We start from the raw sequence: 20,748 nt of genomic DNA, 5'->3' as shown, positions 1-20,748 counted from the left end.
GATTTGCAGATAAGAAGGAGAACGCGGCTCACCGCAAGAGGGGGGAGGACTCCCGCCCGCCCACCTTAGCCTTTCGATCAAGGTCCGTCAGGGGCGAAGAAAAACGTCGCGCTTATCGGTGAATCGCCCTGATTTGTCATTCACGCAGGTGGGCTGGGGTCGCAGATCAGGACAGTGGGCTTATCGGATACGCGCGTCAGAATGACCACGGCGGTCCTGTCGCCGGAAAGCCTGAGGTCGGCCCGCAGGCGTTCTATATCGACCGCCGAGCCGCGTTTCTTGATGACGGCGTTGCCCACTCCGCGCTCCCTCAGCGCGGCCCTGAGCCGCTTCAGCGAGAACGGCAGCACGTGCTGTATTTCGTAGCGGGTGGCCCACGGGGTGTCGACCGGCTCGTCCCCCGAGATGTAGGCGATCATCGGGTCGGGCAGCCACCCGCGCACCAGCTCGGCCACCTCGCCGACGAGATGCGCCCTGACGGCCGCCCCGTCCGGCTCGTACACGTACCGCCCGACCGGGCCGGTGGCCGCGCGGGCGCCGGTGGCGGTGAGCGTGTGCCCGCCCGGCAGCAGCGTCGCGCGCCGCGCCCCCTCCGGCGGGCGGCCGGTCCACAGCGTGGCCTCCTTCACCTCGCCCTTGTACGAGACCCACTCGGCCTCCGCGTCGTCCGGGATGAACTCGTACGGGATGCCCGGAGCGACCTTCACGCAGCCGACCCGCGCCCTGCCCAGCAGGCCGAGCACCACGGGCCAGGACGGCGAGTAGGCGAGCGGGTCGAACGTCCTGCCCCTGGAGGTGCGCCGGGCGGGGTCGGCGAACAGCACGTCGTAGGCCTCCGGCCGCACCTCGGCGGCGTCGCCCACCCGTACGGTCACCCGGTCGGCCACCCCGAGCGCCTCGGCGTTGGCCCTCGCCACGGCGACCGAGAGCGGGTCGGTGTCCACGGCGTCGACCGCGCAGCCGGCCCGCGCCAGCGCCAGCAGGTCGCCCCCGACGCCGCAGCAGGCGTCGGCCACGCGCGGCCCGGGAGCCGCGCCCAGCCGCCGCGCCCGGTGGGCGGCCACCTCGGCCCTGGTCGCCTGCTCCAGGCCGTGCGGGGTGAAGAACATGCGCCCGGCGTCGGCGCCGAACTTGGCCTTGGCCCGCTCGCGCAGCCGGGCCTGGGTGAGCGCGGCCGAGGTGAGCGCGGCGTCGTGGGTCCTGCGCAGCCGCGTGGCGGCGGCGACGGGGTCGGCGCCGACGAGCTCCTGCGCCTCGGCCAGGGCTTCGCGGCCGCGCGGGGTCAGCAGCGCGGTGAAGGCGTCGAGATCCACGGCATACGACGGTAGCGCCCGTACGGAGTGCTTCCGGGCCAGCGTGTCGGCCCGTGGGGGGCCCGCGCGGACGTAGGCTGGAGCTCCAGGAGGCTCCGGAGTCCGGGTCGACCTCGTGAAAGCTTGCCCACGATCGCTGTGAGCAGACGAGTTCGTGTTGACTGTCAAGCCCCTCTTGCATATGTTTCCTGTTGGCACTCTCCCCTTGAGAGTGCCAACGTGCGACGAGGCAGGTCTGGCACCCGCGACGGCAGGCCCAGCTGGTCGCCTCTTCTAATCAGTCACATCTGAAGGGGAGGTCCGATCGTGACGACCGCCACCAAGGTTCCCGTTAAGCCGCTCGGCGACCGCATCGTGGTTCAGCCGCTTGAGGCAGAGCAGACCACCGCTTCCGGCCTGGTCATTCCCGACACCGCCAAGGAGAAGCCGCAGGAGGGCAAGGTCCTCGCGGTGGGCCCCGGCAACTGGGACGAGGACGGCGAGAAGCGGATTCCGCTCGACGTCAGTGAGGGCGACATCGTCCTCTACAGCAAGTACGGCGGCACCGAGGTCAAGTACGGCGGCGAGGAGTACCTCGTGCTCTCCGCCCGCGACGTTCTCGCGATCATCGAGAAGTAAGCCGGTTGTGTCGGGCCCCGGGCGCTCTAGAGCCCCGGGGCCTTCGACGCTAGGAGAGGACTTTCAGCAAAAATGGCGAAGATCCTGGAATTCAACGAGGACGCCCGCCGCGCGCTCGAGCGCGGCGTCAACGCCCTCGCGGATGCCGTGAAGGTAACCCTCGGCCCCCGCGGCCGCAACGTCGTCATCGACAAGAAGTTCGGTGCTCCGACGATCACGAACGACGGCGTGACCATCGCCCGCGAGATCGAGCTTGAGGAGCGCTACGAGAACCTCGGCGCCCAGCTCGCCAAGGAAGTGGCCACCAAGACCAACGACATCGCGGGTGACGGCACCACCACCGCGACCGTCCTGGCCCAGGCCATGGTCCGTGAGGGCCTGCGCAACGTCGCGGCCGGCGCCTCGCCGCTGTCGCTCAAGCGCGGCATCGACAAGGCCGCCAAGGAGGTCAGCGACAAGCTGCTCGCCTCCGCCCGGCCGGTCGAGGACAAGAAGGAGATCGCCAACGTCGCGACGATCTCCGCCCAGGACGCCAAGATCGGCGAGCTGATCGCCGAGGCGTTCGACAAGGTCGGCAAGGACGGCGTGCTGACCGTCGAAGAGTCCAACGCCATGGGCATGGACCTGGAGTTCACCGAGGGTCTCCAGTTCGACAAGGGCTACCTGTCGGCCTACATGGTCACCGACACCGAGCGCATGGAGGCCGTCCTGGAGGACGCCTACATCCTGCTCACCCAGGGCAAGATCTCCTCCATCGCGGACTTCCTCCCGCTGCTGGAGCAGATCGCCCAGACCAAGAAGCCGCTGCTCGTGGTCGCCGAGGACGTCGAGGGCGAGGCCCTGGCCGTCCTGGTCACCAACAAGATCCGCGGCACGTTCACCTCCGTCGCCGTCAAGGCCCCGGGCTTCGGCGACCGCCGCAAGGCGATGCTGCAGGACATGGCCATCCTCACCGGCGGCCAGGTCGTCAGCGAGGAGATCGGCCTCAAGCTGGAGAACGTCGGCCTGGAGGTGCTCGGCACCGCCCGCCGCATCGTGATCGACAAGGACAGCACCACGATCGTCGACGGCGCCGGTGACGCCGCGGCCATCGAGGACCGCGTCAAGGAGATCAAGCTCGCGATCGAGCAGTCCGACAGCGACTGGGACCGCGAGAAGCTCCAGGAGCGCCTGGCGAAGCTGGCCGGCGGCGTGTGCGTGCTGCGCGTCGGCGCCGCCACCGAGGTGGAGCTCAAGGAGAAGAAGCACCGTCTCGAGGACGCGATCTCCGCGACCCGCGCGGCCATCGAGGAGGGCATCGTCTCCGGCGGCGGCTCGGCGCTGATCCACGTCGCCAAGGAGCTCGACGACCTCGGCCTGACGGGCGACGAGGCGACCGGTGTGGCCATCGTGCGCCGCGCACTGGTCGAGCCGACCCGCTGGATCGCCGAGAACGCCGGTCTGGAGGGCTACGTCGTCACGCACAAGGTGGCGGAGCTGTCCGCCGGCAACGGCCTCAACGCCGCCACCGGCGAGTACGGCGACCTGCTCGCCCAGGGCGTCATCGACCCGGTCAAGGTCACCCGCTCGGCCGTGCAGAACGCCGCGTCGATCGCGGGGATGCTGCTGACCACCGAGGCGCTCGTCGTCGACAAGCCCGAGGAGGAGGCTCCGGCCGCCGGCCAGGGCCACGGTCACGGCCACGGTCACTGACCCACGTTCGGCTCCTCACGGCCCGCACCGGCTCCGGTGCGGGCCGTCGTGGTTTTCGGTCACCGCCCGGACCGGTTTCGCAGTCGTACCTGCTTTCGAAACGCCAGTGGTATGTCATGTTGCGGGCGGCGAATCTTGATGGAGAATGTCGGATTAATTCGGTAAACCTCAAGCAGGCGGTAAGCGTCCACGTCTGACAAATGTCGTGCGTATCGGGTTATTCGGTGAAATATTGCGCCACAGCCAAAGGCTTAGTGTTGTCATCCGATTACCGAGAGTTATCGTCGCGTCAATGTGACCAATCCGTAGCCGTTCGCCATGACGACATGCCGGATCAACGCGGGCATCATGCCTATCGTGAGCGAGGGAAGCGTCGCCGACGCCAAAATTGGGGTAAGGCTCGCGTCGAGACTTCCGGCACGGACGGATGACTCCGACCTAAGAGAACTGACAACCCTCGCCGTGCAGGGCGATCGCACCGCGATCGAATCCTTGCTCGGCGAGTTGCGTCCGATGGTGGTGCGCTATTGCCGCGCCAGGCTGGGCAGGGTGTCAGGGCAATATCACATAGCAGATGACGTGGCCCAGGAAGTGTGCATCGCGGTCCTGTCCGCGCTGCCGCGATACCGCGACATGGGACGGCCGTTCGCGTCCTTCGTGTTCGGCATCGCCTCGCACAAGGTGGCCGACGCGCTGCGCAGCTCCGTGCGCTCGGCCGTGCCGACGCAGGACCTGCCCGACGGGCCCGACGACGGGCCGGGGCCGGAGGAGACCGTCGTCCGCTACATCGAGGTGGAGCACGCCCGCAGGCTGCTCGCCCGGCTCCCGCGCAACCAGCGCGAGCTGCTGCTGTTGCGTGTGGTGTCCGGGCTGTCCGCCGAGGAGACCGGTAATGTACTCGGCATGTCACCAGGCGCCGTACGCGTCGCCCAGCACCGGGCGCTCGCCAGGCTGAGGCAGATGGCCGAGCTGGAGTCCGCTTGACGCCAGAGGACGAGAGCGACGCGCTGCTCGACGCGCTCGCCGCCGGAGGGCTTCCCGACCACCACGACCCCGCCGCGCGGGTGCTCGCCGTGCTGGTCGCGGACGTCCTCGATCAGCGGCGCTCCTCGGTGTCGATGACGCCGTCGACGTAGCCTCTGGCGTACTCCCAGGTGACGTAGTCGGCCGGGTCGGGATGGAACGCCGGCTCGTGCACCTGCGGCCGGCCCTGCTCGATCATCTGGCGCAGGTTGCCGCGCAGCAGGTCCCAGTCGAAGAAGTGCTGCTCGCCGCACTCCGGGCAGTCGAGCACGAGCCCCAGCACGCCCTGCGGCTCGAGCAGGGAACGGAAGACCTCCACGTCGGCCAGGTCGGTGATCGCCTCGTCGCGCTCGGCGGCGGTCAGCGGCTCGGCGTCGTCGAGCCCGCCCATCGCCGAGGACGGGTCGTCGGGATCATCCGCGAACGGGTCGCGGGGGACGTCTTCCGGCACCTTCCCACCATAAGACCGGGGCGGCGCCCATGGTGGTCATTGGTCGAGCCATCCGCGCCGCGCCGCCTCCACACCCGCCTGGAACCGCGACTGCGCCCCCAGCTCGGTCATGGCCTCGGCGAACCTCGTGCGCACCGTACGGACCGACACGCCGAGGTGGCGGGCGATCGCCTCGTCCGACAGGCCCTGCGCGGCCAGGCGGACCACCTGCGCCATGGCGTCGCCCCTGCGCCCCCACGGCAGCGGGACCGCCCTGCTCCACAGCTCCTCGAACAGCGAGCTCAGCATGCCCACCACGATCGGGGTGCGCAGCAGGTAGAAGTTGTACGCGACCTCGGGCAGGTTGCCGCCCCACCGGGCGGGCAGGCCGGCGGCCTCCGCCCCGGCCGTCATGAACCAGCTCGGCACCCTGTCGAGGGTCCGCATGCTGCCCCCGGTGGCGATCACACGCGTCATCGCGTCGCGGACCCCCGGCAACGTCAGCGCGTCGACCGGCACGACGGCGCGGATCACCATCAGGCCCCGCTCCTGGGCGTCGATCCACGGGTCGGCGAACTTGCGGGCGAAGTCCGTCATCGTGCGCCCGTCGGGGATCGCGACGAGCAGGGTGAGCGGCGGCGCCTGCACCGCCATGCCCATGACGCTCTCGTACAGCACGTCGGCGCCGCTGACCAGCTCGACGGGGAACGGGCCGCTCCGGTAGTCGCGGCCCATGTCGTAGTCGCGGATCAGGGTGCGGATCGAGCCCAGCGCGCTGTCGATCCTGCGGCTCTCCTCGGCGAGCAGGTCGAGGCGGTCCGCCACCAGCCGGCCCAGGGCGGCCGCGGGGTGCCTGGCGAGGTACTCGCCCGACTGCTCGTCGACCACCCCCAGCCTGACCAGGTCGTCGAGCTGGCCGGCCAGGGTGTCGACCGGGCCGTTCATGACCTCGGCGAGCTCGCTCCGGGTGGCCCGGTGGAGGCGCAGGACAGCCGTGTAGAGGGCCGTCTGGGTGGGGTCGAGGCCCAGCGTTTCGAGCGGATCGGCCAGGGTCCGCTGCTCGTTGCGCATCGTGGCGTGCTCCGTTGGGGGGATACGGCGTGCCTGAGGATAACCCGGCATCCGGCGGTTGTCCGCAGGTTGGGCCGGAGGGGTGCAACTTCGTGCAATTGCACGTTTTCACGTTGCGGCATGCCGAAGAGTGACCCAGGCTTAACAGAGCGTCGGCAGCCCAGGCGGCCGGAGCGACGCAGGCCATCAGGACGCGGAGGGGGGTTCGGTGGCCACGGCGCGCTCCCGGCCCGGATGCCGGTGGCCGGGGGGCGGACGGCCCACGATCGTTCCGCCCTCCGGCTCTTTCGATGCCGGGAGCACGACGAACCGTGGGGGTCCTCGTCCTCCCGGCATCCATACGTTTTGCGCACACCCTCTAGACTTGGCGTCATCAGGCGAGGCAGGGAGGGGCCGCGGCATGTCCAAGTTCACGGAGACGGGTCTGACGTTCGACGACGTGCTGCTCGTGCCGGCCTACTCGGATCTCCAGCCGGGCGAGGCCGAGACGGTCACCCGGCTCTCGCGCGGCATCACGCTCAACATCCCGCTGGTCTCCGCCGCGATGGACACCGTGACCGAGGCCCGCATGGCCGTCGCCATGGCCCGCCAGGGCGGCATCGGCATCCTCCACCGCAACCTGTCGATCGAGGAGCAGGCCCAGCAGGCCGACCTGGTCAAACGGTCCGAGGCCGGCATGGTCACCAACCCCGTGACGTGCAGCCCCGACGACACGCTGGCCGAGGTCGAGCGGCTGTGCGCCACCTACCGCATCTCCGGCGTGCCGGTCACCGACCCGTCGGGCATCCTCGTCGGCATCGTGACCAACCGCGACATGCGCTTCGAGACCGACCACACGCGTCCCGTACGCGACGTCATGACGAAGATGCCGCTGGTCACCGCCCCGGTCGGGGTCTCGCGCGACGACGCGTTCGCCCTCCTGCGGCGTAACAAGATCGAGAAGCTGCCCCTGGTCGACCCCGACGGCAGGCTGCGCGGCCTGATCACGGTCAAGGACTTCACCAAGAGCGAGCAGTACCCCCTGGCCACCAAGGACGCCGACGGCCGGCTCGTCGTCGGCGCCGCCGTGGGCGTCGGCGGCGACGCCGAGACCCGGGCCAGGGCGCTGATCGAGGCTGGCGTCGACGTCATCGTGGTCGACGTCGCCCACGGCCACTCCAAAGGCCTGGCCGACATGATCGGCAAGATCAAGGCCAACGCCAAGGTCGACGTCATCGGCGGCAACATCGCCACCAGGGCCGGCGCCCAGATGCTGGTCGACGCGGGCGCCGACGCCGTCAAGGTGGGCGTGGGCCCCGGCTCCATCTGCACCACCCGGGTGGTCGCCGGCGTGGGCGCGCCCCAGATCACCGCCATCCACCAGGCGTCACTGGCCTGCGCGCCGGCGGGCGTGCCGGTCATCGGCGACGGCGGGCTGCAATACTCCGGCGACATCGCCAAGGCCATCGCCGCCGGCGCCCACTCGGTCATGCTCGGCTCGCTGCTGGCCGGCTGCGAGGAGTCGCCGGGCGAGCTGATCTTCATCAACGGCAAGCAGTTCAAGTCCTACCGCGGCATGGGCTCGCTCGGCGCGGTGCGCAACCGCGAGCGGGGCGGCACCTCCTTCAGCAAGGACCGCTACGCGCAGGCCGGGGTCGACGGCGAGGACAAGTACATCCCGGAGGGCATCGAGGGTCAGGTGCCCTACCGCGGGCCGGCCGCCGCCGTCGCCCACCAGCTCGTCGGCGGGCTGCGCCAGGGCATGTGGTACGCGGGCTGCCGCACCATCGAGCAGATGCACACCGACTGCGAGCTGATGCCCATCACCGCGGCGGGTCTCAAGGAGAGCCATCCCCACGACATCCAGATGACCGTGGAAGCTCCTAACTATCACAGAAGGTAATCCATGACTCAGCAGGTGGAGATCGGCCGGGGCAAGTCGGGCCGCCGGGCCTACTCGCTCGACGAGATCGGCCTCGTGCCGTCGCGGCGCACCCGCGACCCGGAAGAGGTCTCGATCGCCTGGCAGATCGACGCGTACCGGTTCGAGCTGCCGGTCGTCGTCGCCCCGATGGACAGCGTGGTCTCGCCGGCCACCGCGATCGAGATCGGCCGGCACGGCGGGCTGGCCCCGCTCGACCTCGAAGGTCTCTGGACCCGCTATGAGGACCCGACCCCGCTGCTGGAGGAGTGCGCCTCCCTCAGCGCCGAGGCGGCCACCAAGCGCCTTCAGGAGATCTACACGGCCCCGATCCAGGAGGACCTGATCGGGCGGCGCATCGAGGAGATCAGGGCCGCGGGCGTCACCACCGCCGTCCGGCTGTCGCCGCAGCGGGTCGTGCAGTACCACAAGGCGGTCATCGATGCCGGCGTCGACATCTTCGTCATCCGCGGCACCACGGTCTCCGCCGAGCACGTCTCCGGCCGGGCCGAGCCGCTCAACCTCAAGCAGTTCATCTACGAGCTCGACGTGCCGGTCATCGTCGGCGGCTGCGCCACCCACACCGCCGCCCTCCACCTCATGCGCACCGGTGCGGCCGGCGTGCTGGTCGGCTTCGGCGGTGGCGCCTCCCACACCACCCGCAACGTGCTGGGCGTCGCGGTGCCGATGGCGACCGCGGTCTCCGACGTGGCGGCGGCCCGGCGCGACTACATGGACGAGTCCGGCGGCCGCTACGTGCACGTCATCGCCGACGGCGGCATGGGCACCTCCGGCGACATCGCCAAGGCCATCGCCTGCGGGGCCGACGCCGTCATGGTGGGCTCGCCGCTGGCCAGGGCCGTCGAGGCGCCGGGGCGCGGCTTCCACTGGGGCTCCGAGGCCCACCACCCCGACCTGCCGCGCGGGCGCCGGGTCGAGTTCGGCACCGTGGGCTCGCTGGCGCAGATCCTGCACGGTCCTTCGAGCGTGGCCGACGGGTCGATGAACCTCATGGGCGCGCTGAAGCGGACGATGGCGTCCACGGGTTACTCCGACATCAAGGAGTTCCAGCGGGTGGAGGTCGTGGTCTCGCCCGTCCAGAGCTGACCCCGCCGGTGGTCAGGGCCCGGTTCCGGCCATGCGGAACCGGGCGTCCAGGAGGTCGCCGAAGGTGGCCATCAGGTCGCCCCAGTCGCCGTTCGCGTTGGCGACCACCGCGCGCGAGCCGTCGCGGTCGGCCATGGCGTAGCTCCACGAGCCGGGCACGGCTCCGCCCCCTCCCCAGACCGTGACGCCGCAGGAGAGCCGCTGGGAGTAGACGCCCAGGCCGTAACGGGCGTGCGGGACCCACCCCGTCCCCTCGGTGGAGACCGTGGTGAACATCTCCCGCCGCAGGCCGGGCGGGAGCAGCCGGCCGCGCAGCAGCGCGTGCAGGAACGCGTGCAGGTCCGCGGTCGTCGAGACCATGCCGCCGGCGGCCCAGGCCCAGCTCAGGTCCGTCGCGGTCACGTCGTGGATCTCCGCGTCGGGCTGCTTCGCGTAGTGCCGCGCGTGCGGCTCGCGGAGTGTCTGGTCGTCCCCGGGGAGGTACGTGCCGGTCAAGCCGAGCGGCCGGGTGACGTGCCGCGCGATCTCCTCGGCGAGCGTCGAGCCCGTCACCCGTTCGACGATCATCCCGGCGAGGTTGTAGTTGACCTTCGAGTAGCGGAAGCCGCCCGGCTCCTCCAGGGGCGGCGTCTCCAGGCCCGGGATGACGTCCGGCAGGCCACTGGTGTGGTTGAGCAACCGCCTGACGCTGATCGTCGTGCCGTCGGCGCCGAGCTGCTCCTCGGCCAGGCCGGGCAGCCACGTCGCCACCGTGTCGTCCAGCGTCAGCCCGCCCTCGGCCACCAGCCGCAGGACCACCACCGCGGTGAACGCCTTGGTGAGGCTGCCGATCCTGAAGTGCTCGCCCGGCCGGCGCGCCCGGCGGGTCGTCAGGTCGGCCACGCCCGCCGTGCCGAACCAGGACCGGTCGGCGTCGCGTACGTCGGCGACGATCCCGGGCACCCCGCCACCGGCGACCGCCCAGTCGAGGACGCGCTGGATTCCCGCGTTCATTCGTTGATCAGCTCCAGGGCTCGGGACAGTAGGGCGGCGCGGTCGACGCCGGCCAGGGCGAGGGCGCGCGGGACCGTGCCCACCTCGGCGTGCAGGATCCCGACCAGCACGTGTGCCGGTCGCAGGTCCTTCTTGCGTGCCGCGGACGCGAAGCTCCGCTCCAGGGCGAGCCTGCCCGTGGCGCCCATGCCAGGCCGGCGTCCGGGTAGGACACTCGACCGGGGGAGGCCGAAGGCGGCGGACACGCCGACGGCGCTCAGGCTGTGCTCGAACTCGCGGTCGAGCGCGGCGCGGACGGCCTGGTGACCGAGCCCGGCCTCGGCGAGGACGCGCTGCGGCGCGGTGTCCTCCTGGGCCGCGACCGCCAGCAGGAGGTGCTGCGCCTCGATCGTCGGCGATCTGTCCCGCCGGGCCTCGGCCTCTCCCTCGGTGAGGATCGCGTGCAGGTACGCGTCGAACGGTCTCACGGTGAACGTCTCCTCAGCTTGACGCCCGCGGCGATGAGTCGCTTGGCGTGCTTGCGGTGGACCGCCTGACGCGTCACACCGAGTGCCTCGGCGACCTGCGGCCAGCTCCAGCCCGCACGCATCGCCTCCTCGACGGCGGCGTCCTCTAGCTGGTCGGCCAGACGCCGCAACGCCACCACGGCCGCCAGCGCGTCGCCGGGCTCCTGGGGAGGGGGGATCTCACTCGCGGACATGTAAGCAACATTAGTTGACTGATCCGAGTATAGTCAACATGAGTTGCTTACTGCTGGGTCGACTCGAACGGCTCGGCGAGCCTGGCCGTCTCGGGGGCGGGCCAAGTACGCCTGAAAGTGGCCCGTCCTGCGAGGGAAGGGCTGGTTATCAGACGTCCGAGGGGCGGCATCGTGAGCCACATGCTGGGCATGCCTGAGACGCCCCTACCCTGCGGGGTACGAGGTGGAGGTTGGCGGGGTTGTCTTCGTGGACGGGATGTCTGATGTCGGAGCGGCCCGCTGCTACAGGTATTGACCGGCCTCGACGGCGTCTGTCTTAGACACACGCGCCGACACCACGTTGGCGAGGTTGACGACCACGCCGTGCACGTCGTCCTCATGGCCATATCTCGCCCGCATCAACACCAGGCTGCGCCGCTCGTCCACAGCACGGGCGATCGCCGCCACCGCCTCCGGCTCCCCGTCGAAGTCCCCGCTCATCACGGAGACGTCTTCACCGCCCATCAGGTGGAATCGAATGACCAGTGCGACATTCTCAGGCATCGGCCGGCTCCCTTCGCCAGAATCCGCAAGGGACCCCTGCCCAGCGTCGAACGCTGTAGGCAGACTGCGCTCCATTCGCCTACCGCGGCGCCCTCCAGCCGGGCTGGAACACGGGAGTGACAATCGCGCCACCCGCTCCGAACCGGGTTGTCGCTCTGGTCAGTGGTCGGTGATGAGGGCGTCCAAAGCGGCTCCCTTGTCGGCTTCGCTCGGCAGGGCATAGCGGCGGGTGGTGTCCAACGAGCCGTGCCCCAGCAGTTCGGCGACCAGGATGGGGTCCTTGCCGGCGCGGATGAGCTGGGTGGCGAAGGTGTGGCGCAGGACGTGTGGGCTGAAGGGCTCGGCGGGGTCGTCACCCAGGCCGACGGCGTCGCCGAAGCCGGTGATGATGTCGCGGGCGGCGCGGTCGCTCAGACGGCCGCCGCGGTGGTTGAGGAACAGCGCGGCGTGGGTGCCGGCCCTCTTCCAATCGGCGCGGGCTGCCAGCCAGTCGGTCAGGGCCTGGCTCAGGCCGGGGTGGACGGGCAGCAGGCGGGTCTTGCCGTCGTCGCGGCCTTTGCCGCGGATGCGTAGTTCGCCCTTGCCGGCTGACAGGCGTACGTCGGCCAGATCGAGGCCGACGACTTCGGAGATGCGCAGGCCGGCGTAGTAGGGCAGCAGGGCGATGGCCTTGTCGCGGGGGGATGCGGTGAACTGGACGTGGTGGATGTAGCGGCGGGTGCGCCGGGTGTCCAGGGCGCGGGGGGCGGTGCGGAGGGAGTCGCGTTCGCGGGGGGCCTGGGGCTTGCCGAGGTTGCGGCGGGAGTAGAAGTCGTCGATGGCCGACAGGTAGGTGTCGATGGTGTTGGGGGCGCGGCGGCCGCTCTTGAGGTGGCGGCGGAAGCCGCGTACCGCGCCGGTGGCGGCGATGGGATCGGTGAGCGGGTCGCCGTCCAGATCGCCGGCGTCGGCTTGGTCGGCCAACCAGGCCAGGTAGCCGCGCAGTCGGGAGGCGTACTTGGTCCTGGTGGAGTCGGCCAGCGGGGCGTGCTCCAGCGCGGCGGTGTAGTCGGCCAGGACGGCGGCGTGGAGGGCCGGGAGCGGCACGGCCCGCGACCGGCTTGTGTTTCCGGAAGCTGCTCCGGCCGGTTGTGCGATCTCTCCAGGCGTGTTTCTGGAAGTCACCCGTCAAGTCTACTTCCGGAATCGGATAATTCCGGAAGCCGTGAGGTAGACTCTAGACACCGAGGACTTTTGAGCGTTGGCATCCAGGTCTGCGTCGCCCCCGGCGAACCACCACCGGCCCTTCGAAGGGGCCCGGACAGGTCAGGCAACCATGACGCCGACACTTCTTTCTCAACCCGCACCGCTCAGCTCCGCCTCGCCCGCGATCCCTCGGGTCGATTCCGCGCTACGGCTCAGTCTCCGCCCGGTGCCGAATCGGCGAGCGGTGGTGGACGGGGCCTGGTGGCCCTCCTCCCGTGACGCGGCAGCCGAGTTGCCCGGTCTCATCGCCGCCGTCGACCGGCTGCTGGATCGGGTCACGCTCCGCGTCGGCCTGCATGGCGATGCGTGGCAGCACATCCCGCGCCGCATCCCGGCGCGCGGGCGTCAGATCCGCATCGGCTGGCTCCGCCACGCCGACCCGCGCGTGATCACTTTCAGCTTCGCCGCCGGCGAGCCGGTCGTCCTGCTGATCATCCCTTCGGGTACCGCCGCCGGCGCCGCCGAGGCCACGCTCAAGCTCACCGCCCAGGACATCGCCGGCTTGAGCATCGAGGCCATCCTCGCCCTCGTGCATTGGCCGGCCTACCCCGCTCCGCGTGCCACGGCCGACGGCTCGGCCCGCTGGGAGGACCAGGGCGGGTCGCTCATCGGGCAGGTGGCGCACTCATCCATGGGACGGCCGACAACGACGGAATGACCCGGGTGCCGCCTGCCGGCCGGATCGAGCGGTCCTGGCACCGCCCTTACTGGCGGCAGGCCGATCTTCGGCCGGCAGGCATCTTATGACCTTTCAGCTTCTCCTCTGAGGAGGACTTCCATGACCGTCATCGACACCGTCCCGCTCGCCGGGGCGGGCGCCTCGGCGCCGACCCTCGTGCATCTGTGGGGGGACATCGACATCTTCACCACAGCCCGCCTGCGCCAGAGGCTGATCAACACCCTCGCCCACAGCACCGGCCTGCTCGTCCTGGACCTGTCCCGGGTCACCTTCTGCGGGGCAGGCGGGATCGGCGTGCTGATCGGCGTGCAAAGCCGTGCCCGGACACGAGGAATCACGCTGGCCCTGACCGGCGTTCCCCCGCGCATGGCCAGGTTGCTGCGCATCACCGGCCTAGATCACCGCTTCCCGATCATGGCGTGACCGGCATGCCGACCACGTGCACTGGCAGCCCGCCGACGTCCTTGGCCGCCGACGCACGGTGGCCGGCGAACACACGCCGCGCACCGGCACCTGCCCCGGCGCGCCCGGGAGACCTTAGCCCTGGTCAGCACGCTTGAGAGAAAGCTCGTTCCGGGCAGAGAGAAAATCTATGGTGAGGGGAGGATCTCCAGGAAGGCGCTGGGATGACGGGTGATGGTGAGCGGATGCTGGGCGGCTTGCTGGAGGCCAGTCAGCTGGCCGCCATGGAGGATCTGCCGGGCCTGGTCGCCGAGTACGGACGGCTGACCGGCTTCTCCCAAACTGTGATCTACGTAGCTGACCTGCAGCAGCGGATGCTGGTGCCGTTGGCCGGGCGGCACGACGTGTTCCGCGAGCCACTCGAACCGATCCGCATCGACGCCACCATGGCCGGGCGGGCCTTCCGCAGCGTGGAGATCGTCCAGGCTCGGCACATGCTGGACCCCGCCGCGCCCGAGACGGTGCGGGCGTCGCCGGCCGGGCACGGGCCGCACCGAATGTGGGTGCCGTTGCTGAACGGCACTGAGCGGATCGGTGTCCTGGAAGTGACCGTGCCGCAGGGGTCAGAAGGCGTTGCGTTGCTGGCCGGCCGACTGGCCTTGCTCGTCTCGCTGCTGCTGATCAGCAAAGGCCCGCACAGCGACTCCTATACGCGCCTGGTCCGCGCTCAGCCGATGACGCTGTCGGCTGAGGTGCTGTGGAACCTGCTCCCGCCGAGAACCTTCGCCGACGACAGGGTGGTGGTCAGCGCCGCGCTGGAGCCCATCTACGAGGTGGGCGGCGACGCCTACGACTACGCGATCGACGGCGACACCCTGCATGTGTCGATCTTCGACGCGATGGGGCACGACGCCGCGGCCGGTCTGACCGCCACCATCGCCATGGGGTCCGCTCGCACCAGCCGCCGCCAGGGTAAAGACCTGCCCGCCACCAGCGAGGCGATCGACGCCGTGATCGCCGAGCAGTTCACCGGACGCTTCGCCACGGGTGTCCTGGCCGATCTGGACCTGCGGACCGGCCGGTTGACCTGGGTCAACCGAGGCCACCATCCGCCCCTGGTGATCCGAGGTGGCCAGCAGGTCGCCACCTTGAGCGGCGTGCCAGATCCGCCGATGGGATTCGGCCTGGGACTGTCCACCGGCCTGCTGCGCTACCAGCTCGAACCCGGGGACCGGCTGCTGTTCTACACCGACGGCATCATCGAGGCCCAGAGCCCGGATGGGCAGGTGTTCGGGCTGGAGCGCTTCATCGACTTCATCGTGCGCCGCGAGGCCGACGGCATGTCGGCTCCGGAAACACTGCGCCGGCTGATCCAGACCATCCTGGAGCGCCAGCGCGGCCGGCTCCAGGACGATGCCACCGTCCTGATGGTCGAGTGGCGTACCAAGCGGCAACAGCACCTCATTCTGGAAAACGCCAGGGTGCCGGTGCCGCAAGAGGCGACATGATTGGCACACACCGACGGCACGCCGACGATCAGGCAGCCAGGTTGGGCACGATGTCGGAGATGTCCAGGGCGTAGACGCGGCTTCTGTGCATGGAGATCACTTACCAGCCGGGCGGAAGAGGCGCCAGAAGGCGAGCGCGACGTCGGCGGACGGCGTGTCCCGTGAGTCGATCACCCAGTGGGCGATCACGCCGGTCAGCGCGCCGGCGAGGTAGGCGGCGTGCGTGCCGGGCGGAACGTCCGCGAAGCCGGCGGGCCGGGCGCCGGCGGCGAAGCGGGCTTCCAGCTCGGCGGTGAGCCGCTCTCTGAGCCGGGCGCAGAAGCGCGGGCTGCCCTGGGTGCCGAGCATGCACGCGTACAGCTCGGCGTTGCCGTCGATGTGCGTGAAGAGCGTGGTCAGCGGCTCGGGTGCGCGGTCGCGCGGGGCGTCCAGCGGGCAGAGGGCGGCGGCCCTGGCCACCTCGGCGACCGCCTCCTCCATGGCGTCGGCGGCGAGCGCGTCGACGTCCGGGTAGTGCAGGTAGAACGTGGCCCGGTTGACCCCGGCCCGCTTGGCGACGGCGGAGATCGTGATGGCGCCCAGGTCGCGCTCGGTGGCGATATCGAGGACGGCGGCGCGCAGGCTCGCCCGGGTGCGCCGGGCGCGTGGATCGTCGGGGTTCACGAGGGTCACTATACGACAGATGTTGCTTAATCAACAGTTGTCGCATAGATTGTCAGCATGCGAATCGAGATCTGGGCCGATGTGGTCTGCGGCTGGGCCTACATCGGCAAGCGGCGAGTGGAGAGGGCGCTCGAAGGGCTGGACGTCGAGGTCGTGTGGCGGCCGTTCCGCATCGACCCGATGGCGCCCGCGCAGGCGGTCCCGCACGAGGAGGCCATGGCCGACCCGACGGTCGACGCCGCCCTGCGCCGGTGCGCGCCCGATCTCACCCCCGGCGAGAACCGCGTGCGCGTGGCCCTCGTCGCCGCCGAGGAAGGCTTCGGCTGGACGTGGGGTCCCGCCTGGCGGGCCGACAGCCGCGACGCCCACCGGCTGATCGCCCTCGCCCTGGAGCACGGCGGTCCCGCCCTGCAGGACGCGGTGGCCGAGCGGGTGATGAAGGCCCACTTCCTCGACCGGCTCGACATCAGCGACCGCGGCACCCTCCACCGGCTCGCCGCCGACGCGGGCTTCGCCGGCGGGGGCGCGCTGCTCGACGCCGGCGCGGGCGACGAGCTCGTACGGGAGCTGCTGCTCAAGGGCAAGGCCATGGGCGTCAGGACCTCGCCGACCATCGTCGCCGGGTCCGAGGCGCTGGCCGGGGCCCAGTCGGCGGAGGTGATCAGGGAGTTCGTGCTGGCGGCGCGGCCCGCGCGCCGGCTGCCCGAGGAGGTCGAGCGCTACCGCCACGCGGAGTCGCTGCTCGACCAGCGCGACCCGCTCGGCGCGCTGGCGCTGCTCAGGCCGCTGCTGGACGAGCACGGCGACGACCGCAACGTGCTCATGCTCGCCGGGCGCTGCTACTACCTGTCGGCGCAGCTCGGCCGTGCCCGCGCGGTGCTGGAGCGGCTGGTCGCGGCCACGCCGGACGACGCGTACGCCCGCCACCTGCTCGGCCGCACCCTCCAGCGCCAGGGCCACGCGGAGGAGGCCGGTCCGCACCTGCGGATGGCGGCGGTGATGGCACCGGAGTACGCCTGACGACCAGGCGTACTCCGGGCGGTCAGGACGACGTGAGGACGGACAGGAGGTGGGTGACCTCGCGGGTGACGGCGTCTCTGCCGGACTTCACGTACTTGCGGGGGTCGACGACCGCCGCGTCGCGGGTGAGGTGGTCGCGGACGGCGCCGGTGAACGCCTTGTTGAGGTGGGTCGCGATGTTGATCTTCTTCATGCCGTTCCGTACAGCCTCGCGCAGGGTGTCGTCGGGCACTCCCGAGGAGCCGTGCAGGACCAGCGGGACCGGCAGCGCGGCCCGCAGCTCGGCGATGAGCGCCAGGTCGAGCACGGCGTCCTTGGTGGTCATCGCGTGGGAGGTGCCCACGGCCACGGCCAGCGCGTCCACACCGGTCCTGGCCACGTAGTCCGCCGCCTCGTGGGGCTTGGTGCGGGCGCCGGGGGCGTGCACGCCGTCCTTGCCGCCGACCTCGCCCAGCTCGGCCTCCACCCAGACGCCGCGCGCGCGGCACCAGGCGGTCACCTCGGCGGTGGCGGCCACGTTCTCCTCGTCGGGCAGCGCGGAGGCGTCGAACATCACCGAGCCCAGCCCGAGCGCCACCGCCTCCTCGACCAGCGCGCGGTCGGTGGCGTGGTCCAGGTGCACGGCGACCGGCACGGTGGCCGCGCGGGCGACGGCGAGCGCGGCGAGCGCGACGGGCTCCAGCGCGCCGTGGTAGCGCACGCAGTTCTCGCTGATCTGCAGCACCACGGGCACGCCCAGGGCCTCGGCCCCGGCCACGATGGCGGTGGCGTGCTCCAGCTGGATGACGTTGAACGCGCCCACCCCGGCGGGGGACTGGCGGATGACGTCGCCGATTCCGGTGAGGGGCATGACGGGGGCTCCTTCAGACGATCTCGATCAGCGGGTGGACGGCCTCGTACACGCCCGGGTCGAAGGCGCCGGCGACCGGCGCGGCCACCGCGGCGGCGCCCAGCGCGGCCGCCCGGCGCAGCAGCTCGGGCCACGGTCCCGGGGCGACCAGGCCGAGCGCCAGCCCGGCCACCAGCGCGTCGCCGGCCCCGGTGGGGTTGCCGTCGACCGCGTACGGCATGCGGGCGCGGAACGTGCCGTCGGCCGTGACCGCCAGCGCCCCCGACGCGCCCAGCGACACGATCACCGCCCCGGCGCCGCGGTCGCGCAGGGCCTCGGCGCCCTCCTCCGGGCTGCCGTGCGGGACGGCCCTGGCCAGCTCCTCGGCGTTGGGCTTGATGATCGCGGGGCGGCCGTCGGGCGCGTGGCGGAGCGGCTCGCCGTCGGCGTCGACGATCGCGGGCACCCCCCGGTCGCGGGCGAAGGCGGCCAGCGTGGCGTACGTGGTGACGGGAAGCCCTCGCGGCAGGCTGCCCGACAGCACGACGGCCCGCGCCTCGCGCAGCAGCGCCTCGTACGTGCGCAGGAAGTCGGCGAACTCGTCCTCGCCCACCGTCGGCCCCGGCTCGTTGAAGAGCGTGTGCGCGGCGGGCTCGGCGACGACGAGCGTGGTGCGGGTCTCGCCCGCGACGGGCACCAGGGCGTGCGCCAGGCCCGCGGAGTCCAGGTCACGCTCGACGGCCCGGCCGGTGGGGCCGCCGGCCAGGCCGGTGACCAGCACGTCCTGGCCCAGGGCGGCCAGGACGCGGGCCACGTTGACGCCCTTGCCGCCCGCGCGCCGGTGGACCGCGGCGACGCGGTTCACCCCGTCCCAGGAGATCTGTGGCGTCTCGTAGGTGACGTCGAGTGCGGCGTTGAGCGTCACGGTGAGGATCATCAGGGCTCCGCGATCCAGGCGCCGCGCTTCATCACGCCCGCCACCTCCAGGTCGTCGCCGAGCACCACCAGGTCGGCGTCCTTGCCGACGGCGATCGAGCCGGTCCGGCCGGACAGGCCGAGCACGCGGGCGGGGGTCAGCGCCGTCATGCGCGACACCTCCGGCAGCGCCAGGCCCAGCTCGCGGACGGCCCGGCGGAAGGCGGTGTCCATGGTGAGCGTGGAGCCCGCGATGGAGCCGCCCTCGGTCAGCCGGGCCACGCCGTCCACCACCCGCACCCGCATCGGGCCGAGGAGGTACTCGCCGTCGCTCAGCCCGGTCGCCGAGATCGAGTCGGTGATCATCGCCACCCGGTCGGCCCCGGCCACCGCGCAGGCCAGCCGGAGCATGGCAGGGTGCACGTGCACGCCGTCGTTGATCAGCTCGACCGTGACCCGCTCGTCCTGCAGCAGCGCCGCGATCGGGCCGGGGTCGCGGTGACCGAGCTGCGGCATCGCGTTGTAGAGGTGGGTGGCCACGGTGGCGCCCGCCTCGATGCCGGCCAGCGTCCCCTCGTAGTCGGCAGCGCTGTGGCCGAGCGCGGCGACCACGCCTTCGGCGACGGCCATCCGGATCGTGTCGAGCGCGCCCGGCAGCTCGGCCGCGATCGTCAGCATCCGCACGTGCCCGCGCCCGGCCTTGACCAGCGCGGCGAACTCCGCCGGGGACGGCTCGCGCAGCAGCTCGGGGTCGTGCGCGCCGCAGCGCGCCCTGGCGATGTACGGGCCCTCGAAGTGGATGCCGGCCAGCAGGCCCTCGTCGCAGAGCTCGGCCAGCGACGCGGCGGCCGCGGCCAGGCGCTCGGGGGTGTCGGTGACCAGGCTGGCCACCGTCGTGGTGGTGCCGTGGCGCGCGTGCAGGGCCACCGCGTCGCGCGCCTTGTCCTGCTCGCCGGTGGGGAAGGACCCGCCCGCCCCGCCATGGTTGTGCATGTCGACGAAGCCGGGCACGACGTGCCGCCCGCCCAAGCTGTGGCCGGGACGGGGGGCGGATCCGTGGCCGACATGCGTGATGCGGCCGTCCTCGATGGTCAGCCACCCCTCGTGGACTGCGTCGGGGGTCACGATGCGGGCGTCGGCGAGAGTAAGGCTCATGGAGAAAGGATCACAGATCGGGTGAGGTGGAGGGGCTCGTCGGGGTTGAGCCCGCGGGCGAACGCCCTGGCCACCGACACCCGCTGGGCGCGGACCAGCTCGGCCATCGGGTCCAGGTCGCTCTCGGTGAACGTGCCGCCGGTCGCCTCCACCTGCGCGCGCAGGCCCTCGGGGGCGGTGCCGAGCATCCAGGTGACGCGGCCGGGGCCGGCGATGCTGATCGGGCCGTGGCGGTACTCCATCGCCGGGTAGGCCTCGGTCCACGAGCGGGACGCCTCGCGCATCTTCAGCGCGGCCTCCTGCGCCAGCCCGACGGACCAGCCCGAGCCGAGGAAGGTGACCTGCTCGGCGGTGATCAGCTCGTCGGGCAGCGGCTCGGCCAGGGCCCGCTCGGCGTCGGCGATGACGGGCTCCAGGTCCTCGCCGAGGCTGGCGCGGAGCAGGGCGAGCTGGGTGGTGGCGAACCGGGTCTGCACGACCGAGCGCTCGTCGGCGTGGTCGAGCACGATCACCTGCCCGGCGGCCCGCATGATCGGCGACTCCGGGTCGGCGGTGATGGCCGTGGACGCGGTGTCGAGCCTGGACAGCAGGTCGAGCACCTCGGTGGTGGTGCCGGAGCGGCTCAGCGCCAGCACCCGGTCGTAGCGCCGCCCGGTGGGCGCCTCGGAGGCGGCGAACGCGTCGGTCTCGCCCTGCCCGGCGCGTTCCCGCAGGGCCGCGTACGCCATCGCGATGAACCAGGAGGTGCCGCAGCCGACGACGGCGACCCGCTCTCCCGGGCGGGGCAGCGCGCCGGCGGGGACGCCGGCGACCGCTCGGCGCCAGCAGTCGGGCTGGGAAGCGATCTCGGCTTCGGTATGGGTGGTCACCGCTACCTCCGTAATGCTTGTTTCTGCATTTTTTATAGCATAAAAGTGCAAAATTGGGCACTGGTGGCTACCG

The 20,748-nt window shown here is 71.3% G+C and carries 23 protein-coding genes; 10 read left to right on the top strand and 13 right to left on the bottom strand.

The features are described 5' to 3' along the window. Window positions 1-140: 140 nt before the first annotated feature. Window positions 141-1,313: a class I SAM-dependent methyltransferase gene (locus tag ABD999_RS32230; RefSeq protein WP_271274692.1), complete on the bottom strand. Its 1,173-nt coding sequence runs from the start codon at window positions 1,311-1,313 to the stop codon at window positions 141-143. 306 nt (window positions 1,314-1,619) lie between these two features. Between ABD999_RS32230 and groES the strand changes: the two genes are divergently transcribed. The 4 genes from groES to ABD999_RS32210 all read left to right on the top strand — a co-directional run bounded on the left by groES (window position 1,620) and on the right by ABD999_RS32210 (window position 4,759). Beyond that, window positions 1,620-1,931 carry a co-chaperone GroES gene (gene groES, locus ABD999_RS32225; protein WP_148036826.1) on the top strand — a complete coding sequence of 104 codons (312 nt, stop codon included), beginning with the start codon at window positions 1,620-1,622 and terminating at the stop codon, window positions 1,929-1,931. Window positions 1,932-2,003: 72 nt separating this feature from the next. After that, window positions 2,004-3,623: a chaperonin GroEL gene (gene groL, locus ABD999_RS32220; RefSeq protein WP_271274693.1), complete on the top strand. Its 1,620-nt coding sequence runs from the start codon at window positions 2,004-2,006 to the stop codon at window positions 3,621-3,623. Window positions 3,624-3,971: 348 nt separating this feature from the next. After that, window positions 3,972-4,607, top strand: a complete 636-nt coding sequence (locus ABD999_RS32215) for a sigma-70 family RNA polymerase sigma factor (protein WP_148036828.1) — start codon at window positions 3,972-3,974, stop codon at window positions 4,605-4,607. After that, window positions 4,604-4,759, top strand: a complete 156-nt coding sequence (locus ABD999_RS32210; RefSeq protein ID WP_187281617.1) for a hypothetical protein — start codon at window positions 4,604-4,606, stop codon at window positions 4,757-4,759. Before ABD999_RS32215 ends, ABD999_RS32210 begins: the two co-directional genes overlap by 4 nt. On the opposite strand, the gene ABD999_RS32205 is transcribed toward ABD999_RS32210, so the two are convergent. Both ABD999_RS32205 and ABD999_RS32200 read right to left on the bottom strand, forming a co-directional pair. Further along, complete coding sequence (locus ABD999_RS32205; protein ID WP_271274694.1) at window positions 4,720-5,097, bottom strand: DUF5319 family protein; 378 nt, start codon at window positions 5,095-5,097, stop codon at window positions 4,720-4,722. The genes ABD999_RS32210 and ABD999_RS32205 overlap by 40 nt on opposite strands. 36 nt (window positions 5,098-5,133) lie before the next feature. After that, the gene (locus tag ABD999_RS32200) at window positions 5,134-6,147 is read right to left on the bottom strand and encodes a helix-turn-helix transcriptional regulator (RefSeq protein WP_148036830.1); all 1,014 of its coding nucleotides are present in this window, start codon (window positions 6,145-6,147) and stop codon (window positions 5,134-5,136) included. Window positions 6,148-6,547: 400 nt separating this feature from the next. Here ABD999_RS32200 and guaB point away from each other — a divergent pair, with 400 nt between their 5' ends. Then, a complete protein-coding gene (gene guaB / locus ABD999_RS32195) occupies window positions 6,548-8,029 on the top strand; it encodes an IMP dehydrogenase (RefSeq protein WP_148036831.1) in 1,482 nt (493 codons plus the stop codon). Between the two features lie 15 nt (window positions 8,030-8,044). Further along, window positions 8,045-9,154, top strand: a complete 1,110-nt coding sequence (locus ABD999_RS32190; protein ID WP_271274762.1) for a GuaB3 family IMP dehydrogenase-related protein — start codon at window positions 8,045-8,047, stop codon at window positions 9,152-9,154. Window positions 9,155-9,166: 12 nt separating this feature from the next. Here ABD999_RS32190 and ABD999_RS32185 read toward each other — a convergent pair whose 3' ends face one another. The 5 genes from ABD999_RS32185 to ABD999_RS32165 form a co-directional block, all read right to left on the bottom strand. Then, window positions 9,167-10,147 (bottom strand): serine hydrolase domain-containing protein, encoded by a 981-nt coding sequence (locus ABD999_RS32185; RefSeq protein ID WP_271274695.1) that lies wholly within the window; start codon window positions 10,145-10,147, stop codon window positions 9,167-9,169. Then, on the bottom strand, window positions 10,144-10,614 hold the full coding sequence (locus tag ABD999_RS32180; protein ID WP_271274696.1) for a Clp protease N-terminal domain-containing protein: 471 nt from the start codon (window positions 10,612-10,614) through the stop codon (window positions 10,144-10,146). Before ABD999_RS32180 ends, ABD999_RS32185 begins: the two co-directional genes overlap by 4 nt. After that, on the bottom strand, window positions 10,611-10,847 hold the full coding sequence (locus tag ABD999_RS32175; RefSeq protein WP_271274697.1) for a hypothetical protein: 237 nt from the start codon (window positions 10,845-10,847) through the stop codon (window positions 10,611-10,613). The genes ABD999_RS32180 and ABD999_RS32175 overlap by 4 nt, the downstream gene beginning before the upstream one ends. A gap of 282 nt (window positions 10,848-11,129) precedes the next feature. Then, a complete protein-coding gene (locus ABD999_RS32170) occupies window positions 11,130-11,390 on the bottom strand; it encodes a hypothetical protein (protein WP_271274698.1) in 261 nt (86 codons plus the stop codon). 159 nt (window positions 11,391-11,549) lie between these two features. Continuing rightward, window positions 11,550-12,476 (bottom strand): tyrosine-type recombinase/integrase, encoded by a 927-nt coding sequence (locus ABD999_RS32165; RefSeq protein ID WP_271274699.1) that lies wholly within the window; start codon window positions 12,474-12,476, stop codon window positions 11,550-11,552. Between the two features lie 229 nt (window positions 12,477-12,705). On the opposite strand from ABD999_RS32165, the gene ABD999_RS32160 reads away from it, so the two are divergent. The 3 genes from ABD999_RS32160 to ABD999_RS32150 all read left to right on the top strand — a co-directional run bounded on the left by ABD999_RS32160 (window position 12,706) and on the right by ABD999_RS32150 (window position 15,224). Further along, on the top strand, window positions 12,706-13,293 hold the full coding sequence (locus ABD999_RS32160) for a DUF5994 family protein (RefSeq protein ID WP_271274700.1): 588 nt from the start codon (window positions 12,706-12,708) through the stop codon (window positions 13,291-13,293). A gap of 120 nt (window positions 13,294-13,413) precedes the next feature. Then, window positions 13,414-13,737: an STAS domain-containing protein gene (locus tag ABD999_RS32155; RefSeq protein WP_271274701.1), complete on the top strand. Its 324-nt coding sequence runs from the start codon at window positions 13,414-13,416 to the stop codon at window positions 13,735-13,737. A gap of 224 nt (window positions 13,738-13,961) precedes the next feature. Continuing rightward, the gene (locus ABD999_RS32150; protein WP_271274702.1) at window positions 13,962-15,224 is read left to right on the top strand and encodes a PP2C family protein-serine/threonine phosphatase; all 1,263 of its coding nucleotides are present in this window, start codon (window positions 13,962-13,964) and stop codon (window positions 15,222-15,224) included. A 96-nt stretch (window positions 15,225-15,320) separates the two neighbouring features. Here ABD999_RS32150 and ABD999_RS32145 read toward each other — a convergent pair whose 3' ends face one another. Further along, window positions 15,321-15,887: a TetR/AcrR family transcriptional regulator gene (locus tag ABD999_RS32145; protein ID WP_271274703.1), complete on the bottom strand. Its 567-nt coding sequence runs from the start codon at window positions 15,885-15,887 to the stop codon at window positions 15,321-15,323. Between the two features lie 57 nt (window positions 15,888-15,944). On the opposite strand from ABD999_RS32145, the gene ABD999_RS32140 reads away from it, so the two are divergent. Continuing rightward, window positions 15,945-16,907 carry a DsbA family oxidoreductase gene (locus ABD999_RS32140; RefSeq protein WP_271274704.1) on the top strand — a complete coding sequence of 321 codons (963 nt, stop codon included), beginning with the start codon at window positions 15,945-15,947 and terminating at the stop codon, window positions 16,905-16,907. Between the two features lie 22 nt (window positions 16,908-16,929). Here ABD999_RS32140 and ABD999_RS32135 read toward each other — a convergent pair whose 3' ends face one another. From ABD999_RS32135 to ABD999_RS32120, 4 genes are read right to left on the bottom strand one after another with little or no spacing between them, the layout of a single operon-like run. After that, entirely contained in the window at window positions 16,930-17,757 is an 828-nt protein-coding gene (locus ABD999_RS32135; RefSeq protein WP_271274705.1) for a class II fructose-bisphosphate aldolase, read from the bottom strand. Window positions 17,758-17,770: 13 nt separating this feature from the next. Then, window positions 17,771-18,673 (bottom strand): 1-phosphofructokinase family hexose kinase, encoded by a 903-nt coding sequence (locus ABD999_RS32130; protein ID WP_271274706.1) that lies wholly within the window; start codon window positions 18,671-18,673, stop codon window positions 17,771-17,773. Beyond that, window positions 18,673-19,806 (bottom strand): N-acetylglucosamine-6-phosphate deacetylase, encoded by a 1,134-nt coding sequence (nagA, locus tag ABD999_RS32125; RefSeq protein ID WP_271274707.1) that lies wholly within the window; start codon window positions 19,804-19,806, stop codon window positions 18,673-18,675. The genes ABD999_RS32130 and nagA overlap by 1 nt, the downstream gene beginning before the upstream one ends. Next, window positions 19,803-20,675 carry an SIS domain-containing protein gene (locus tag ABD999_RS32120; protein WP_219545130.1) on the bottom strand — a complete coding sequence of 291 codons (873 nt, stop codon included), beginning with the start codon at window positions 20,673-20,675 and terminating at the stop codon, window positions 19,803-19,805. Before ABD999_RS32120 ends, nagA begins: the two co-directional genes overlap by 4 nt. Window positions 20,676-20,748 lie beyond the last annotated feature (73 nt).

The organism is Nonomuraea ferruginea (assembly GCF_039540635.1).
GTDB classification, from domain to species: Bacteria; Actinomycetota; Actinomycetes; order Streptosporangiales; family Streptosporangiaceae; genus Nonomuraea; species Nonomuraea ferruginea.
Note: the sequence above shows the minus strand (reverse complement) of the source record. Positions and strands in the feature narration are given on the sequence as shown.

Coding starts and splice junctions, on each gene's coding strand:
- nagA (WP_271274707.1), bottom strand. CDS start 19,806: ATGAGCCTTACTCTCGCCGACGCCCGCATCGTGACCCCCGACGCAGTC.
- ABD999_RS32135 (WP_271274705.1), bottom strand. CDS start 17,757: ATGCCCCTCACCGGAATCGGCGACGTCATCCGCCAGTCCCCCGCCGGG.
- ABD999_RS32150 (WP_271274702.1), top strand. CDS start 13,962: ATGCTGGGCGGCTTGCTGGAGGCCAGTCAGCTGGCCGCCATGGAGGAT.
- ABD999_RS32185 (WP_271274695.1), bottom strand. CDS start 10,147: ATGAACGCGGGAATCCAGCGCGTCCTCGACTGGGCGGTCGCCGGTGGC.
- ABD999_RS32140 (WP_271274704.1), top strand. CDS start 15,945: ATGCGAATCGAGATCTGGGCCGATGTGGTCTGCGGCTGGGCCTACATC.
- ABD999_RS32215 (WP_148036828.1), top strand. CDS start 3,972: ATGCCTATCGTGAGCGAGGGAAGCGTCGCCGACGCCAAAATTGGGGTA.
- groL (WP_271274693.1), top strand. CDS start 2,004: ATGGCGAAGATCCTGGAATTCAACGAGGACGCCCGCCGCGCGCTCGAG.
- guaB (WP_148036831.1), top strand. CDS start 6,548: ATGTCCAAGTTCACGGAGACGGGTCTGACGTTCGACGACGTGCTGCTC.
- ABD999_RS32160 (WP_271274700.1), top strand. CDS start 12,706: ATGACGCCGACACTTCTTTCTCAACCCGCACCGCTCAGCTCCGCCTCG.
- ABD999_RS32155 (WP_271274701.1), top strand. CDS start 13,414: ATGACCGTCATCGACACCGTCCCGCTCGCCGGGGCGGGCGCCTCGGCG.
- ABD999_RS32200 (WP_148036830.1), bottom strand. CDS start 6,147: ATGCGCAACGAGCAGCGGACCCTGGCCGATCCGCTCGAAACGCTGGGC.
- ABD999_RS32170 (WP_271274698.1), bottom strand. CDS start 11,390: ATGCCTGAGAATGTCGCACTGGTCATTCGATTCCACCTGATGGGCGGT.
- ABD999_RS32175 (WP_271274697.1), bottom strand. CDS start 10,847: ATGTCCGCGAGTGAGATCCCCCCTCCCCAGGAGCCCGGCGACGCGCTG.
- ABD999_RS32130 (WP_271274706.1), bottom strand. CDS start 18,673: ATGATCCTCACCGTGACGCTCAACGCCGCACTCGACGTCACCTACGAG.